At 61.3% G+C, this 17,261-nt stretch carries 15 protein-coding genes and 1 tRNA gene; 11 read left to right on the forward strand and 5 right to left on the reverse strand.

Annotated elements, in window-relative coordinates; translation table 11 throughout:
* Positions 1-198: 198 nt before the first annotated feature.
* From AC1D06_RS16355 to AC1D06_RS16375, 5 genes are all read left to right on the forward strand, one after another.
* Positions 199-1,575, forward strand: a complete 1,377-nt coding sequence (locus AC1D06_RS16355) for a KpsE/RkpR family capsule polysaccharide export protein (protein ID WP_477874233.1) — start codon at positions 199-201, stop codon at positions 1,573-1,575.
* A gap of 197 nt (positions 1,576-1,772) precedes the next feature.
* On the forward strand, positions 1,773-2,579 hold the full coding sequence (locus AC1D06_RS16360) for an ABC transporter permease (protein WP_477874231.1): 807 nt from the start codon (positions 1,773-1,775) through the stop codon (positions 2,577-2,579).
* Entirely contained in the window at positions 2,576-3,241 is a 666-nt protein-coding gene (locus tag AC1D06_RS16365) for an ABC transporter ATP-binding protein (protein ID WP_477874229.1), read from the forward strand. The genes AC1D06_RS16360 and AC1D06_RS16365 overlap by 4 nt, the downstream gene beginning before the upstream one ends.
* A 174-nt stretch (positions 3,242-3,415) precedes the next feature.
* Positions 3,416-3,492, forward strand: a tRNA-Pro gene (locus AC1D06_RS16370).
* Between the two features lie 190 nt (positions 3,493-3,682).
* A complete protein-coding gene (locus AC1D06_RS16375; protein WP_477874044.1) occupies positions 3,683-4,615 on the forward strand; it encodes a UDP-glucuronic acid decarboxylase family protein in 933 nt (310 codons plus the stop codon).
* Positions 4,616-4,634: 19 nt separating this feature from the next.
* Here the strand turns inward: AC1D06_RS16375 and AC1D06_RS16380 are convergent, their stop codons facing one another.
* Entirely contained in the window at positions 4,635-5,753 is a 1,119-nt protein-coding gene (locus AC1D06_RS16380) for a glycosyltransferase (protein ID WP_477874042.1), read from the reverse strand.
* Positions 5,750-7,276, reverse strand: a complete 1,527-nt coding sequence (locus AC1D06_RS16385) for a GumC family protein (protein WP_477874040.1) — start codon at positions 7,274-7,276, stop codon at positions 5,750-5,752. Before AC1D06_RS16385 ends, AC1D06_RS16380 begins: the two co-directional genes overlap by 4 nt.
* A gap of 471 nt (positions 7,277-7,747) precedes the next feature.
* Between AC1D06_RS16385 and AC1D06_RS16390 the strand changes: the two genes are divergently transcribed.
* Complete coding sequence (locus AC1D06_RS16390; RefSeq protein WP_477874038.1) at positions 7,748-9,055, forward strand: VpsF family polysaccharide biosynthesis protein; 1,308 nt, start codon at positions 7,748-7,750, stop codon at positions 9,053-9,055.
* Here the strand turns inward: AC1D06_RS16390 and AC1D06_RS16395 are convergent, their stop codons facing one another.
* A complete protein-coding gene (locus AC1D06_RS16395; protein WP_477987029.1) occupies positions 9,056-10,501 on the reverse strand; it encodes a glucosamine inositolphosphorylceramide transferase family protein in 1,446 nt (481 codons plus the stop codon). It lies immediately after the preceding gene.
* A gap of 206 nt (positions 10,502-10,707) precedes the next feature.
* Between AC1D06_RS16395 and wecB the strand changes: the two genes are divergently transcribed.
* From wecB to AC1D06_RS16415, 4 genes are read left to right on the forward strand one after another with little or no spacing between them, the layout of a single operon-like run.
* Entirely contained in the window at positions 10,708-11,508 is an 801-nt protein-coding gene (gene wecB / locus AC1D06_RS16400; protein ID WP_477987031.1) for a non-hydrolyzing UDP-N-acetylglucosamine 2-epimerase, read from the forward strand.
* Positions 11,408-11,863 carry a UDP-N-acetyl glucosamine 2-epimerase gene (locus AC1D06_RS16405; protein WP_477987036.1) on the forward strand — a complete coding sequence of 152 codons (456 nt, stop codon included), beginning with the start codon at positions 11,408-11,410 and terminating at the stop codon, positions 11,861-11,863. Before wecB ends, AC1D06_RS16405 begins: the two co-directional genes overlap by 101 nt.
* A complete protein-coding gene (gene wecC / locus AC1D06_RS16410) occupies positions 11,856-13,178 on the forward strand; it encodes a UDP-N-acetyl-D-mannosamine dehydrogenase (protein WP_477874032.1) in 1,323 nt (440 codons plus the stop codon). Before AC1D06_RS16405 ends, wecC begins: the two co-directional genes overlap by 8 nt.
* Positions 13,175-13,963 carry a WecB/TagA/CpsF family glycosyltransferase gene (locus tag AC1D06_RS16415; protein ID WP_477987032.1) on the forward strand — a complete coding sequence of 263 codons (789 nt, stop codon included), beginning with the start codon at positions 13,175-13,177 and terminating at the stop codon, positions 13,961-13,963. Before wecC ends, AC1D06_RS16415 begins: the two co-directional genes overlap by 4 nt.
* A 16-nt stretch (positions 13,964-13,979) precedes the next feature.
* Here AC1D06_RS16415 and AC1D06_RS16420 read toward each other — a convergent pair whose 3' ends face one another.
* Positions 13,980-15,425: a lipopolysaccharide biosynthesis protein gene (locus tag AC1D06_RS16420; RefSeq protein ID WP_477987033.1), complete on the reverse strand. Its 1,446-nt coding sequence runs from the start codon at positions 15,423-15,425 to the stop codon at positions 13,980-13,982.
* A gap of 184 nt (positions 15,426-15,609) precedes the next feature.
* Here AC1D06_RS16420 and AC1D06_RS16425 point away from each other — a divergent pair, with 184 nt between their 5' ends.
* Positions 15,610-16,704 carry a glycosyltransferase family 4 protein gene (locus tag AC1D06_RS16425; protein WP_477874026.1) on the forward strand — a complete coding sequence of 365 codons (1,095 nt, stop codon included), beginning with the start codon at positions 15,610-15,612 and terminating at the stop codon, positions 16,702-16,704.
* A 9-nt stretch (positions 16,705-16,713) separates the two neighbouring features.
* Here AC1D06_RS16425 and AC1D06_RS16430 read toward each other — a convergent pair whose 3' ends face one another.
* Positions 16,714-17,187 carry a VOC family protein gene (locus AC1D06_RS16430; RefSeq protein ID WP_477987038.1) on the reverse strand — a complete coding sequence of 158 codons (474 nt, stop codon included), beginning with the start codon at positions 17,185-17,187 and terminating at the stop codon, positions 16,714-16,716.
* Positions 17,188-17,261: the final 74 nt, after the last annotated feature.

The raw sequence follows: 17,261 nt of genomic DNA on the forward strand, positions 1-17,261 counted from the left end.
CATATTGTTGGCACAATGAAAAAGTAATAGCTTCAGGCTACCGCGGGGGTGGCTACCGTGGACGCGGGCAATTGACCATGCCGCTGAGCGCGTGCGACAATGGAATCCGCGAGGATCTGAGGCTTTGAAGAGGCTGAGCTCTGCTCGTCGGCCATTAAGATCAAGTGAGTCGCGCTATTAAGAAAGTCGGCAGATAGTATGGCAGTTGTGGAATCGTTGGACGTCGATCAGGGCGGCGCAAAAGAACCAATCAAGTTCCCCGCAACCAAAGAAGAGCGGCGTGAAGAGCGTATCCGCCGCAGGATTGAGCGTCGGAAACCTGGCGAGGCCGAAGCCGAGGCACCGCTGGCGCCTTCCGAGTCTGACGACTATGTGATCGCCCCCGAGCCGGTTGAGACTGAGGTATTCCGAGACGAACCGCAGAAAAAGCGGCGCTCACTGGCGGAGAGGCTGCACCTCTCCTGGACTTTTCTTTCCTTCCTGGTGATGGTGGCAATCCCCGGCAGCGGCATCGGCTTCTACTATCTGTTCATCGCCAGTCCGCAATATGTCGTCGAGACTGATTTCTCCGTGCGCGGCTCCAACCAGTCTTCGATCGCGAGCTTCGGCCTTTCCGGACTGTTCGGCAGTTCGGTGCAGAACAACGATTCCTATATCGTCACGAGCTATATCAGCTCGATACAGCTGATCCGCGACGTGAAGGAGCAGCTTGGCATCGATCTTCGGCAATACTATTCCGGCAACAACGTCGATTTCTACTATCGAATCCCAGCCGATATGCCCCTGGAAAAGTTCAACAGCTACTGGGACAACATGATCCAGGTGAGCTTCAACTCGACTTCGGGAAACATCACGCTCTATACTTATGCCTTTAGCGCCGACGATGCCAAAGCGGTCGCAGACGCGGTGCTGAAGGTTTCGGAAAAGCTCACAAACGACCTCTCGGAGAGCAATCGGCAGCAGATGACGTCTGTCGCGTCGAAGCAGGTCGAGCGCTCGGAGAACCGGCTGCGCAAGGTGCGTGACGAGATGAGCAAACTGCGCGCGAAGGTGGAGGTCATCGATCCCACGATCCTGGTGAAGAGCAATGCAGAGCTCACCCAGAAGCTGGAAAACCAAATGAGCGACCTGAAAACCCGGCTCGCGACCCTGCTTGAAAGTGTCAGCAAGGATTCACCGTCCGCGCGCACGCTGCAGAAGCAGATCAATGCTCTCCAGGACCAGATCGCGTTCCAGAAAGGGCGAATCAACAAGTCCAACAGGACCGGCGCCGTTACCACCACGGACTCCAATGACGCGAACGTCACTGAAGTGGTCGACAAGTTCGAAGGTCTGACGATCGACCAGGACTTCGCCACAAAGGCCTATACGACGTCGCTGGCAGCGTTCGAAGCAGCGCTTTCAGAAGCACAGAAGCAGGAGCGGTACTTCGCGACCTTTGTCGAACCGATCCGTCCTGAGATTGCGCTTTATCCGCTGAGGTGGCTCAATACTTTCGTCGGCTTCGTCACGCTATTTGCGATCTGGCTGATCGCCCAGTTCCTGTTCCGCTCGTTCCGCGATCACGCAATCTAAGCAGGTTCCGGAAAAGTGTCCCACGGTTTTCCGACAAGAACCTGCGACAAAACAAGAGACTCCAGGCGGACGAATCGTTGGCTTGCCAACGAAAGTCTGCTTAATGCAGGCCGGGCGGCTTGCCGCCCGGATCACTCCGACATGACAGGAATAACTTTCAGATGAGTGCTCATCGGTCTGATTCGGCACCCATTCGTGTGAACATTCTGCACGGAGCGGTCAACAATGCCCGTATCATCGTGGCGTTGATTTTCCGCGAAGCTGCCCTGAGGTTCGGCGATACCCCGTTCGAGTATGTGTGGACACTGGTTGAGCCGTCGGCGTTTATCGGCATTTATCTGTTCTTCCGCCTGGTCGTGAAGGACTCCAATCCCATGTTCGGCGACAGTTCCATCCTCTTCCTGCTGACGGGGATCATTGCCTGCCGCGCCATCCGCGCGACGATTGCCAAAGGCATGAAGGGCATTGTCACCAACCTGCCGCTTTTCGAATTCGGCGCCATCCGGCCGATGGATGCGGTTGTGGCGAGAACCACATTGGAATTCACCATCTGGCTGCTCATCCTGACCACGTTCCTGGCCGCCGTCCAGATCATCGTCGGCGAGCAGGTGGTGGTCAATTTTCAGCGCATGGTTATTGCGCTGCTGATGGTTTATTTTTTCTGCATCGCGATGTCGATGTTCAATGCGACCGTGGGAGCGTTGTGGCCGCTGTGGCGCAGCCTGTGGAGATTGATGGCGCTGCCGCTCTACCTGGCATCCGGCATTTTCTTCGTGCCGGTGCAACTGCCGCCGAACATTCTCAGTTTCGTTTGGTGGAACCCATTCCTGCATTGCGTCGAGGCTATCCGCGAAAATTCCTATCTCGACTATACATCTGTCTATAGCCCCACTTATCTCGCCTCCTTTTCCGCAGCGTTTATGCTGATTGCACTCACTGTCGAGCACGTGTGGCGCAAGGAAATCCTCAGATCACGGTACGAAGACGACGAGGAAGAACTATGATCGTCTTCGACAATGTCGGCAAAGCCTATCGCAACCGCAAGGGCGAGATAAACTGGCTCATTCGCAATTTCAGCGGCGCGGTAGAACCGGGAAAAAGCCTCGGGATTTTAGCGCCTCCCAGCCAGGGGAAGACGACCTTCATCAGTATGGCTGCCGGCAATGAAAAACCGAGCGAGGGCTCGATTGTCCGCCGCGGCGAAATTTCCTGGCCCTGGGGCAGCAACAGCGTTATTTCCGGCAGACTGTCCGGCCGCCAGAACATTCGCTTCCTGAGCGATCTCTATGGGCGTAATTTCAACCGGGTTCACGAATTTGTTCGCGAATTCGCCGACCTTGGCAAATATCTCGACGGCCCGTTGCGCAACTATAACGGCGAGATGAAAGCGCGTCTCGGCATCAGCCTTTTGTTCGCCATGGACTTTGAATTCATCCTGGTCGACAACAGCATGGATGGCGGCGACATGACATTCCGCCGGAAATGCGCCAAGTATCTTGAGGACAATCGGAACAATCTGACATTTCTGATCGCTACCGAAAGACCGAACCTGGTGAGCAAATATTGCCAGACGGCGGGCGTGCTGTTTGAGGGCCAACTCACGCTGCATGATCGGGTCGACCAGGCGCTGGCGCATTTCAACAAGGTGAATTTGGTGGACGCTTGAGGCTCGCTGCGCAGGGTTTACTGCGCAGTCCGATCTCGGCCGGAATATCCGCCAAGCCAGAGTTTTTTCATATTTTTCATAAACTTACGATCAGAGCGAGAATTCCTCTTTTTTTTTGCCGATATGGCTTGTCGAAACGAAAAGCCTGGTCTATAGAACGCGCCAACTTGAGTTCGGAGTGTAGCGCAGCCTGGTAGCGCACCTCGTTCGGGACGAGGGGGTCGAGTGTTCGAATCACTCCACTCCGACCAAGCTGTTCAGGCTTCGCCTGTTTCCCCTTCCCTCCAGTTTGAAGTTGCGATAGCAGCAGTGATATTGCTGTGATTGCGTCAGCGCTTGTGAAAAATCACCGGCGCGCCGAAATCCGTCGCGGACACCATTTAGAAACCCGACTCAGGTTCTATGGGCCGGAAGGGACACGGCTTTGGGGGATGGTCTGACATGAAGAGAATTCTGGTTACCGGCGGCGCGGGCTTTTTGGGTTCGCATCTCTGCACCCGGCTGATCGAACGCGGTTTCTTCGTCACCTGCCTCGACAATTATTTCACCGGCGCCGTCGACAATATCATCCATCTGCGCGGCAATCCGAGTTTCGCCGTCATCGAGCAGTCGGTGATCGACCCGGTCGACGTCAAGTTCGACGAGATTTTCAATCTCGCCTGCCCGGCTTCGCCGGTACATTACCAAAGCGACCCGATCTATACGTTCAAAACGAGCATTATCGGCACGATGAACCTGCTCGAGCTCGCCTCGAAAACCGGCGCCAAGGTCTTGCAGGCCTCGACCTCGGAAATCTACGGCGACCCGCTGGTGCATCCGCAGAGGGAAGCCTATTGGGGCAATGTCAACACGATGGGCATCCGCTCCTGCTACGACGAAGGCAAGCGCGGCGCCGAAACGCTGATGTATGACTATCACCGCAGCCGCGGCGTCAACATCCGCGTCATGCGCATCTTCAACACCTTCGGCCCCGGCATGAACAAGGCCGACGGCCGTGTCGTCTCCAATTTCATCGTCCAGGCGCTACGTGGCGAGGACATCACCATTTTCGGCGACGGCAACCAGACCCGCTCCTTCTGCTACCGCGACGACCTGATCGAAGGCATGATGAGGCTGATGGACGCGCCCGACGACGTGACCTATCCGGTCAATATCGGCAATCCCGGCGAATTCACCATGAAGGAACTGGCGGAGATCGTGCTGGAACTGACCGGCTCAAAATCAAAGATGGTCTACCGCCCGCTGCCGCAGGACGATCCGCTGCAGCGCTGCCCCGACATTTCGCGCGCCAAGCAGGTGCTCGACTGGGAGCCGAAGATCCCGCTGCGCGAAGGGCTGAAGAAGACGATCGAGTATTTCAAAACGGTGATTTGAGGCAACTCCATCGGAGGCGCTACAACAGTGCCTCGTAGCGGTCACCGATCGCGGTCACCTCAAAATCGGCCGCCCGGCGCTTTAGAAGGTCGGCGTCCACCGGCCGGGCAAGCGCCTCGTCCATGGCCGCAGCGAGCGCCTCGGCATTGCCGACAGGCACCAGCGCACCATAGCGCCCATTCTCGAGGATTTCGCGCGGCCCATGTGGCGCGTCGGTCGAGACGACGGGCACGCCCGCAGCCATGGCTTCGATGAGCACATTGCCAAAACCTTCCGTGAGCGACGACAGCACCACCAGATCAGCAACCGCATAGCAGGCCGCGGGATCGTTGACATATCCGGCAAACAGCACATTGTCGGCGATGCCAAGCTCCCCGACGAAGGCGCGAAGCTCCGCTTCCAGCGGGCCATCGCCGAAGATGACAAGGCGCGCAGGCCACGTGGCGCAGAGCCGGGCAAAGGCACGAAACAATGTGCGATGATCCTTGACCGGCACCAGCCTGCCGATGCAGGCGATCACCGGCCCGTGCCCCATGGCCAGGAGCGCCATCCGCCACGAGTAGACGACACCGGCATGCGGCGTCGGTGGTGGCAGAGGGTTGTTGATCACCACGATTCTTTCCGATCGAAAACCGCGGGCGACCAGATCGCGGCCGACACCTTCGGACACCGCGATGACCTTGTCGGCACGGGTCGCGACGAGCCTCGATAGCCAAATCGAAACATGGGCGCCAAGCGCCATGCGCGGATGGGCCGAGGCAGCGTGGTAGCTTGGAAAGAATTTTGCCGAGCTCCCCGAAAGCCGCAGTGCAAGTGCAATGATCAGGTTGGCAAAGTCCGGCGCGCTGTAGACCGCGTCGGACCGAGCCCTTCTGAGGAATGCGGCAGTTCGCAGGAGACCACGCAGAGTCGGCAGCTTGCCAAAACCTTCGCCTCTTATCGCCATGCCGAGGTCCGCCAGCTTGACCAGGCCCGATAGCAACTCGGTATTCGGACCTTCGGCATTCCAGGTCACATAAGTCACGTGGTGGCCGCGCGCGGCCATTTCATTGGCCATGAGGACGAAGACGCGCTCGGCGCCGCCGCCCCTGAGGCTCGGCGTGTGGAAGACGAGGCGCTTTCGGCTCTCGGCCGTCACGCGCGAAATTCGCCAGACCGGAACGGTGGCTCGCGCAGATCACGGAAAATGCCGCGGATGACTGCAAACAGCAAGCCGAGCATGAAGCCCGCGATAAAACCAACGCCGACAACGATGCTGGTGCGCGGAGGCCATGAGCGGCCGGCCGGCGGCACGGCGGTCGAAATCACCCGGACATTGGTGGTGTCTATCTGCTCGCGCTCGGTGATCTGGTGTGCACGCGCGAGAAAACTCTCGTAGACGGCCGTCTTCGACGAAGCGTCGCGCTCCAGCTCCCTCAGCGCCACCTGGGATTCGCTGTCGCTGAAGACATTGCCCTTGAGATCGTCCATCTTGGCGTTCAGGCCATCAAGCCCCGACTTCGCCTTGTCGAGCGTCGATTTCGCCGCTTCGTGGATGCGGTTCACTTCGGCCTTGATCTGGGCATTGGCGGCGTTGAGCTCGGCATGCAATTGCACGAGAGCCGGATGACGCTTGCCGTAGGTCATGGACATGGCATCAAGCTGCTGCTGCAGATTGCCGGCCTTGTTGCGCAGCGCGACCAGGGCCGCAGCTGCGACCGGATCGGAACTGCCGGCATTGGGACCGGCAGCGGCCACGGCGTCATAAGCGGCTTGCGCTGCGATCAGCCGCGACTGGGCGGCGACGATCTGGCTGTTGAGCTGCGTCATGAACTGGGAGCTCACGAGCTGTCCGTCGCTGGAGGCCAGTTTGTGGCTGCGGCGATAGGCCTCGACCTTCTCGTCGGCGGCCTGCACGTCGCGTTTCAGCTGGCCGAGACGGTCATCCAAGGCCGCGGCGGCACGGTTGGCACCCTCGGCGTCGGCTTTCGCCAGTTCATCCTGGAAAGCCTTGACCATGGATTTGGAGATCGCAATGGCTTTGTCGACGGTCTCGGCCGATACCGACAGTGTCGCGACGAAAGAGGTATCGTCGGCAAGCGTGCTGACCCGGTTCTGCAGGCTGTCGAGTGCCGCGAGCTTGGGATCGGGCTTGGCGGCGGGCCGGCCAAGAAGCTCCGAGACCAGGCTCGGCTTCGGGTCGAAAAATTCGGGATCGTTGGTCAGCTTCAACTCATCGACGACGCGCGAGAGCACATTGCCCGACGTGAGCACGCGCAGTTTGCTGCGGGCATCCAGCACCTGGCCGTCGACCTGGCCAGGCTGCTGATAGAGGTCGTTGGCGACCACTTGCAGGTTGGCGGGATTGATCAGGATATCCGTGCCGACCGTGTAGCGAGGCTTGCTGAGCACGGCAAAGGCCCCGCCAGCCACGGCGCCCAGCAATGCCAGCGCCAGACCCGTCCGAACCCCCTTGCGCAGCCATACGAACAGGCGACGGAAATCCAGTTCGAGGAAGTCGCCGACCTTGTCGATCGTCACCGCCTCCGATGCCGGCTCGGTGCGCGGCATGATGACCGGACCGGGATCGCGATAGCCCGTATCGTAATCGCTACGGGAAAACGGCCGAGCCGCCGGATTCGCCTGCGATGTGTTCGACTGGTCTGAAAACACTCGGGCCATGGGATCAACGCCTCGTACACTACACGGCTGACTTTAACGTTTTGTACACCACTGCGTAGCACATGCCGCAAGAAATCGGCCGCTCTGGTTAAACTGCGGATCCGCCGCTCTATTCTGGGGCATGCGACATGCGATTTCGCCCCCATCCGCATTATTCAGGCACAACACCATCACAGTTGTTCCAATCTGGATCGCCCGCCCGACGATAGCGCCGCCGGGTCGCGGACGCAAACAGGCATGACGATTCGGCGCCGATGTGCCGTTCTGGAACGATGACGGCAACCCATCTTGCTGGAACGGGAAAACCTGCGCCGAATTCGCAACGATAGGAGCCACCGACCGGCTGCAACGGGCGATCGGCGGCGTTGTTTCCCAGCCGCTCTTGTTTGCAAACCCCTTTGGCGCTTTAGTAGAGGTGGACAAGTCCGGCCCTTCGAGCCGGTCTCGCTGCAACGCCTCGCCGGGGACGACATGACCTATTCGAGCGCCATGCCGGAACGATCGGCGCCTCGCGACGCGAGCCGGCGTGATACGCTGGCCTTCGCGATCTTCCTGCTCGCCGCCTTCGCCTTCCAGCTGAGGTTCAACGTCTCGCCCGAAGTGATGAACATGTTCGTCGGCTATACCGGCGAGAGCGGACCGTTTTATCAGAAACTGCATTTCGGCACGGATGCGATCTTCCTGCTGCTGCCGCTGGCCCTGTTCAGCCGCCCCTTCCGGCTGGAGCGCAGCGAGGTCGGTCTGTTCAAGGCCGTGCTCGTCTACATGCTGCTGCTCATCGCCATCATCGCCTATCTGTTCGTCACGGGCCGCGCCGGGTCGAGCGGCTTCGTCATCGATACTTATCTGGTCGCCGGCGCTGCCGGCCTGATCACGCTGACGCTGCCCGCGTCCATGCGCCGGCTGCTCGGCGACATCACCGTCATCATGCTGGTCGCCAGCGCCGTGATCGGCATCACGGAAGCGGTCACCCACCATCGCATCATGCCCTATGACCGGGTGGAGCTGGTCTTCCGGCCGGTCGGCCTGACAATGCATCCGCTGGCGCTCGGCGCGCTCTGCGCCGCGGCGATCGGCTTCGCCGCACTGACGCGCTGGCGGCTGTGGGTGCGGCTCCTGATGGTGCTGGTGCTGTTCATCGGCTGCGCCGCTTCCGGCGCCCGCACGGCGCTGTTGCTGACCTGCGTCGAGATTTTCATCCTGCTGATTTTCACCCGCTGGCCGCGCCTGTCGCACCGTCACCAGAGGCAGGCGAAATTCGGCGTCATTCTGCTGACGATCCCGCTCGGGGCAGCGCTTTTGGCGGTGATGTTCGCTGCAGGCCTGATGGACCGCTTCGGCAGCACGCTGTTCGACGAAAACTTTATGGCGCGCGTGACGATCTACAGGGTGTTCGGCTATGCCAGTTGGTCGCAGCTGATCTTCGGCATGCCGGTCAAAGACCTCATGTATATCGTCAACAACAAGGTGCACCTGCCCTTCATCGAAAGCACGCCGGTGGTGATCTCCATGCTGTTCGGCCTGCCGATGGCGCTGTTCTTCACAGGCCTGGTCGTCTGGATTTTTGCGCGCCTGCTGCGCGGGGCGCCCCTCGCCGCCTGGGTCGGTACGATCATCTTCATCATCGCCGCGCTCTCCAACAACACGCTGTCTTCGAAGACCCCTGAGATCGCCATGCTGTTCGTGCTGTTGATCGCCTACCGGCGCCAGCCGGACTCCGGCCTTGAGCCGAAGGGGGCAAAGGAACGGCCGTCAGCCTCGTTGTCCGCGACCGCATAGTCAGCCGGCACTGTCGACCACTTCCATATTGCCCGCACGATTGAGCGTGTGAATGCCGTTGCGTGCCCAGGCATCGCCCGGACCGATCGGCGCGGGCGGGCCGAACGCGACGTCCTCGTCGTCCAGCCGCAGCAGCTCCATGAGGCCGAGCCCGCCGCCATAGGCATGCGTTCCGTCCTGCACCGGCAGGAACAGCCTGCCGCCGCGCCGGACGARGGCGCCACCAGGCCGGGCCGCGGCGCGATCGATGGCGATCGGGTTGAGGGCATKCGGCCGCCACGGTCCCCTCAAAGCCGGAGCGGAGTAGACCATCAAGGTGTCCGAGGCACTGCCCGGCCCGAATTTTTCCGTGCCGAACAGCCAATGGCGATGTTCTGATCGCAACAGGGTCGCATCATTGATATCGATGTCGGCAAGCAGCACCGTGTCGCGCGCCCAACGATCAGGAAAGACGTCGGCGCGGTAGAGGACGAGCTCGCGAGCGGCGCTGCTTTCCGGGATCATGAAAATCTCGCCGCCCTCCTCGAACACCTGCGGGTAGGAGAGATGATGCGGCTCTTCGAGCACGACGCGTGGCGTACCGAAACGCCCGTCCGCGCTATATTCCGCAACCGAGATGACGCCGCGGCCCGACGCATAGGGGAATTCCTCGACGAACAGATAATACCGGTTGCCGTGTGCGAACATGAACGGATCGGCGTAGAAGCTCTCTCCATCGTCGGAAAGGACAGTGAAAGGCGAACCGTCGAGCCGGCGGGTCTCAGCGACACCCGCTGCGCCGGTCTGCCGATAGGCCACCTGCCAGTAGAATGGCCGCTTGCGACGCCTTATCTTCCGAGCGATTCGATCGGCCAGCATTCGGGCGGCAAAGGGCGCGTAGTGCCAAAAGAAACCAGCGCCGCTTCGTTCCGGGACGGCGGGAGCACTGACCGGCTGGAGCCGACCGGCGAAAAAGCGCTTCACACTTTGCAAAAGCAAGGAAATTGCCGCCGCCAGTAAATTATTCGACATTTTCGACAACCAAAGATTGTCTATTGTCATTGGGCGCGCATGGCCGACAGCAACACCATTTAAGCGTGTTACGAGCTCCGGCAATTGCCGCCGGGCGAGCATTTCCGTGATGCCTTCGGCAATGTCGTTGCAGCCGAAGATTTCGAATGTCAGCACCGGTATGTCTGTCTCCGCCGTAGAACCAGTGAGATCAATCACGAGCTCGGCGACTCCGAGATTCTCAGTCTGTAGCGGAGCTACAAGACTGGCGAGCGACGGCCCGAAGCGGCGGCTTTCGATGGCCAGAACATGGTCGAATCCATGTCGCCCGGCCGCCGCGGCTTGTGCCGCATGGACGACCGAGACTGTATAGCCAACGGCATGCAATCGAGCCTGAAGAGAGGCCTCCCAGCGACGGGCCGCCGCGGCTTTGCTGATGATTGTCAGGTTGTGCAAATTCGGCCCGATCCCATTTCAAAACACATCCACAATTCCTGCTAACCCACGCGCGCGAAAGGGGAAATTCTCGCGTATAGGCGCGTTGCCGGCGAAATTAACTATATATTAGCTCTGAACGTCGCCCCGCGGCCTGCCCGATAATATCAGTTTCAAGATCTACGAGTAGTCAAGCTTGACCGAATTGTAAGTGGCAGGACGAAAGCATGCATTTCAATTTGCACCCCCCGCTTCCGAAAGAGCGAAGGCTGCTGATCGTCTTCGGCACGCGGCCGGAAGCGTTGAAGTGTTTTCCGATCGCACGCGCAGCACTTGGCGCAACGGGGCTTGCAACCGAAATTTGTGTTACCGCCCAACACAGGGACATGCTCGACCAGGTCATCGCGCTCACCGGCCTGAGGGTCGACTACGACCTCGACATCATGCAGTCAGGCCAGACCCTGTTCGACGTGACGAGCCGCGTGCTGACCGGCGTCGGCGAGGTGTTGGAGAAATCGAAACCGGATGTCGTCATCGTACAGGGCGACACGACGACGGCGATGGCGGCGGCGCTCGCCGCGTTCTACAAGCGCATCCCGGTCGCCCATGTCGAGGCTGGCCTGCGCAGCCATAATATCGGCTCGCCCTTCCCTGAGGAATTGAACCGCAGGATCGTCGGCGACATCGCCGCCTGGCATTTTGCCCCGACGCAGCAGGCCCGCGACAATCTCGTCGCCGAAGGCAAGAACCCGGATATGATCTTCGTCACCGGCAACACGGTGATCGATACGCTCATGCATTTCTCAGCGGAGATCGACGCCGACAGGCCGATGAGCGAGGCGCTTGCCGGGCGGGTTCCCCTTCCTCGATCGCCGCAAGAAGCTGATTCTCGTCACCGGCCATCGCCGCGAGAATTTCGACGGCGGCATCGACCGCATTTGTACGGCGCTGAAGGCGCTGGCGACGCGGGGCGACGTGCAGATCGTCTATCCGGTCCACCCCAACCCCAGCGTTCGCGCCGTGGTTGACGCTCAGCTCGGCGGCCTGCAGGACATCCACCTGATCGATCCGCAGGACTATCTGGCTTTCCTCTACCTGCAGAAGCAGAGCTATCTGGTGCTGACCGACAGCGGCGGCGTGCAGGAGGAGGCGCCGTCGCTCGGCAAGCCGGTGCTGGTCATGCGCGGCAATACGGAGCGGCCCGAGGGCGTGGCGGCCGGCACGGCGCGCCTGGTCGGTACCGATGTCGAGAAAATCCTGTTCAATGTCAATGTGCTGCTTGACGACCAGGCTGTCTATCGCGGCATGGCCGAACAACACAATCCCTATGGCGACGGCCGGGCGAGCAGCCGGATCGTCGAGGAGCTGTTGCGTCATGCCTGAAATCAGGACCGTCTCCGTCATCGGCATGGGATATATCGGCCTGCCGACCTGCGCCATCTTCGCCAGCCGCGACTTCGATGTGGTTGGCGTCGACATCAATCCGGCCGTGGTCGAGAAGGTCAATCGCGGCGAGATTCACATCGTCGAGCCCGATCTCGACGGCCTGATCCAGAAGGTGGTGGCGAATGGCAGGCTCCAAGCGTTCGTCACGCCGCAACCGGCCGATGCCTTCATTATCGCCGTACCGACGCCGATCACAGAGGATCGCAAGCCGGATGTGACGCATGTCTTCGCCGCCGCGCGCGCGATTGCGCCGATCCTGGCGCCGGGCAACATGGTCGTGCTGGAATCGACCTCGCCTGTCGGCACGACCCGCCTGATGACCACGCTGCTTGCCGAACTGCGTCCCGATCTTCGCTTCCCGCTCACCCATGGCGACGAAGCGGATGTGGCGGTCGCCTATTCGCCGGAGCGGGTTCTGCCAGGCAAGGTGCTGACCGAGCTGATCAACAACGACCGATCGATCGGCGGGCTTTCCCGCAGGTCGTCGGAGCGGACAGCCGAACTCTATTCCAGCTTCGTGGCGGGCGATCTGTTCATCACCTCGGCGGAAAGTGCGGAACTGGTAAAGCTCGCCGAAAACGCGTTCCGTGATGTCAATATCGCCTTTGCCAACGAACTCGCAGCCGTCTGCCAACATCTGTCGCTGAATGTATGGGAGGTGATCGACCTCGCCAACCGGCATCCGCGCGTCAACATCCTGCAGCCTGGCCCGGGCGTCGGCGGCCATTGCATCGCCATCGACCCCTATTTCATCATCGATGCCGCGCCGGAGAAATCGCCGATGATGAATCTGGCGCGCAACATCAATTCGGAGCGCCCGCATGCCGTGGTGCGGGACATTCTTGCTCTGCTCGGCGGCAATCGCCGGCAGACCATCGCCTGCCTGGGACTGAGTTTCAAGCCGAACATTGACGATCTGCGCGAAAGCCCGGCTGTCGAAGTGGTGAAACTTCTCTCAGAGGTACCGGAGATCAAGATCGTCGCCGCCGAACCGAATGTCCGGGCGCTGCCGCGCGAGCTCGAGGGCCGCGGCATCGTCTTCGCCGACGCACTGTCGGCAATCGACCAGGCCGATGTCGTCGTGCTGCTGGTCGATCACCGGCAGTTCAATCTCATCGACCCCGAAGCCCTGCGCGACAAGAAACTGATCGACACGCGCGGTCTCTGGACCTGGCGCAAGGCGCGCAAGCCTGATGCCCGCATCGAAGGCAGCAGGTCGCGCGCTTCGTCGATGCCGGAGGCGGCGGAATGAACGTCCATAGCATCGGCTGGTCGCAGCATGTCCTGCTCGCTTCTCGGCGGCTGGAATTCATGGGAGCGCCGATGCATGCACTGACGATGGCGGAAACACTTGCCATTGCCGAAGAGGCGATGACGTTGAAGCAGCCACTGCATCATACGGTCGTCAACGTCGCCAAGCTCGTCAACATGCGCAGCAATCCCGAGCTTCGCGACGATGTCTCCACTGCGGATATGATCAACATAGACGGCACCGGCGTCGTTTGGGGCGCAAGGCTCTGCGGCCTCGCCATTCCAGAACGGGTGGCGGGCATCGACATCATGACCAGCCTGTTCGGCCTCTGCGCTGCCCGCGGCTTCCGCCCCTATCTGCTGGGTGCGGAACAGGTGGTGCTGGAGGCCGTGCAGCACCGGCTCAAACAGGATCACCCCGAACTTATCGTCGCCGGCATGCGGAACGGCTATTTCACGCCCGAGGACGAACCGGAGGTGCTTGAGGCGATCAATCGATCTGGCGCCGACTGCCTGTTCGTCGCCATGCCGACGCCGCGCAAGGAGCGTTTTTTGCGCAAGAACCGCGATGGGCTGACACCGAATTTCGTCATGGGCGTCGGTGGCAGCTTCGATGTCTATGGCGGCAAGGTCGCCAGGGCGCCGAGAATGGTCCAGAATGCAGGCTTCGAATGGCTTTTCCGGGCGGCGCAGGAGCCGCGCCGGCTCTGGCCTCGCTACTACGAGACCAATACGGCTTACGCCATTCTGTTGTGGCAGGAATGGCGGCAGCGACCGAGGCGTTGAATAGAGCCTTTCCTGGTCAGGATGCGAAGCGTCTGAGCCGCATCCGCAGGGTACCGGCAATCCTGACCGTTGCCTGCCTGTGGAACACGGCATTCAGCGCGATGAAAACGACGCCTCCGGCGATCCCGCCGGCTGCCAACCTTACTATAGCGGGTGCGGCCCCCATCACATTGGCAACGAATATCGCCACGACGCCCATCGTGGCGGAAATCAGCAGCGAGATGCCGACATCCCGCCAAGGCACCGGCACAGGCGTCAGCCGGTGGCTGATGGTGATGCATGCGATGAGGCTGGCGATCGAGCCGCCGAGAAGTGCGAAGGCCGCACCGACCGCCGCCATCGATGGAATCAGGATAAGCGACAGGACAATCGTTGCCGCTGAGCCGACCGCATTGGCGATGATGAGCAGCCATGGCCGCTTGTGCGCGTGCACGACCGTGCCGTAGACGAAGCTGGTGAGGTTCGCCGCAATGACGCTCGCAGCGATGATCAGGAAAAGTCTGTCGACATCGGTTCGATAACCGGCGGGCAGGACCAGCGCCGCGATATCGCCGGCCAGCGCCACAAGGAGCGCCGCCACCGGCAGGCAGAGGCGGATCAGCAGCGCCATCAGTTGCGACAGCAGCCTGCCTGCTGCGGCAGGCCCCTCGTCGTCGAAGCGGCTCACCACTTCCGGGAAGGCGCCCATGTTGACGGCATTGGCGACCATGTCGATCGGCTGGCGCGCCAGCGCATAGGCCGCGGCGAAGGTCGCCACCGCGCCGGCATCGTGAAACAGTTTCAGGAAGATGCGCTCGGCATTGTTGAGGCCGAAGCCGACCAGCGCCATGAGGATCAGCGGCACACCCAGCGCAAAGAATTCGCGATGGGTGAAGCGCGGCGGACCGGCGACGATCCTGCGCGAGGCCATGGCGCCGGCAAGGATGCCGGCGATCAGCGCCCCCAGGCTCGAACCCAGCGACATCACGAGGAAGGATTTTTCGAAGACGAAGATCGCCGCGACCGGCAAGACAAGCTGCAGAACCGCGCGCAGGAATTCGAACATGGAATAGGCGGAATGCCGCTGCTGCATCTGCAGCACGGTGAGCGCAAAACGACCGACGGCGCCAGCGACGAGATAGGCGCAGACAGCAATCGCAAAGGCAATCCAGCGCTCAGGCACGACCACTGCGGAGGCGGCGACGGAGATGGCGAGCGCCAGCACCGTCGTGCCGATCAGGACCCGGCCGGCCAAAGCGAGGCTGCCGCGGCTGATATCGCCTTTGCCGCCAAGTCTCAGCAGCGCGATGCGCAGCCAGTTGGTGACGGCAACGTCGGTCATCTCGCCGACAGTGACCACCAGCGTCAGCAGACCGTATTCCGTCTGGTCGATCAGTCGCGTGGCGACGACCAGCAGCAGCAGCGCCGAAATGCGCGTCAGAAGGATCGCCGGAGCGTAGATCAGGGTGGAGCGCAGCAGCAAGGGATCATCCTTGGATCGTCGATCCTGCTTAGCTTCACCGCCACGCGAAATATAGCGGAATCTCGGCGAAGGGCGAATCCGGCTCGAAATCGCACGAACGAGGTCATCGCAGTTGCCGCCGCCCTCCCCGCTTTCCGCTGCACTCCGCTTTGCCGCGCGCCGGGGGCATGCTAGTGAAACAGCCATGCCGCAACGCCGTTCCAGTTCTCGACCCCTGCATGTTCTGGTTACCGTCCCCTCTGGCACATCCGGACAGGGCGGCATCGACCGGATCATGGGCGCGCTGAAACGCGAGCTCGACCGGCGAAGCGGCCGCGATATCGAGGCGCAATTCCTGGTCAGCCGCGGTTCCGGGCCGACCGCGCTTTCGGTCTTGGCCATGGCGGGCGTCTGCCTAAGCATGGTCGCAGCGCGTGTGGCAGGGCGCGTGGATGTGGTGCATATCAACCTGTCGAGCCATGGCAGCACTTATCGCAAACTGGTCATCGCCGCCTGTGCCCGGATGCTCGGCATGGCCTATGTGCTGCACCTGCACGGGTCGCAATATCAGACATTCTGGACCGAAAGCGGCTTCCTCAGCCGGCGCATCCGCAGCCTGTTCGAGCATGCCGCCCGCGTCATCGTGCTCGGGCGCATCTGGCGTGATTTCGTTACGGCCAGGGCACCTGGCACGGCCGACAAGATCGTCATCGTGCCGAATGCAACGGAGACGCCGTCGCTGCCGCATCGCGGTGGGGGCGAGCAGATGCATGTCCTTTTCCTCGGCCGCGTCGGCGAACGAAAAGGCACGCCGCAACTGATCGAGGCACTTGCACAGCTCTCTTCGATCGAAGGCTGGCGGGCGACGATCGCAGGCGACGGCGAAGTGGAGGCGATGCGGGCTAAGGCGGCGGCGCTGGCGCTTGCCACACGGGTCAGCCTGCCCGGCTGGGTTGGTCCGGATGAGGTCGCCTCGCTGATCGCGTCGGCCGACATCCTCGCTTTACCATCCTTCGCCGAAAACCTTCCGGTTTCGGTGATCGAGGGCATGGCGGCCGGCCTTGCAGTGGTGACGACCCCGGTGGGCGCAGTCGAAGACATCATTGTCGATGAGCAGTCGGGACTGCTGGTCCCGCCCGGCGATGTCGACGCGCTGACAGAGGCCCTGCGGCGCCTGATCGAAGACCCGGCGCTGCGGGCGCGGCTCGGCGCCGCGGCCCTTGCCATCCATCGCGAACGCCTGGACCTTGCGCCCTTCACCGAGGCGATCTGCGACGTCTGGAAGCAGGCGGCGCGCTAAAACCGGCCGTCAACCGCGGCGAGCAGCCTCGATCGCCGCAACATCGATCTTTCCCATGTCCATCATCGCGTCAAACGCACGCTTTGCTTCATCGCCGCCAGCAGCCATCGCTTCGGTCAATACGCGCGGGGTGATCTGCCAGGAGATGCCCCATTTGTCCTTGCACCAGCCACATGCACTTTCCTGGCCGCCATTGCCGACGATGGCGTTCCAGTAGCGATCGGTTTCCTCCTGGTCGTCCGTGGCAATCTGGAAGGAGAAGGCTTCGTTGTGTTTGAACATGGGGCCACCATTGAGGCCGAGGCAGGGAATGCCTGCGACCGTGAATTCGACGGTCAGCACATCGCCCGCCTTGCCGGACGGGAAGTCGCTGGGTGCACGATGAATGGCAGCCACCGAACTGTTGGGAAAAGTCTCGGCGTAGAAGCGGGCGGCAGCCTCGGCGTCCTTGTCATACCAGACGCAGATCGTGTTCTTTGGAATTGCCATTGCTTTTCCTTTCGTTTTTCGAGGCCGGTTCCGTCCCGACTTTCCCGGCCCGAGGGAAAATGCATGGC

The organism is Rhizobium sp. P2_G2 (assembly GCF_056403555.1).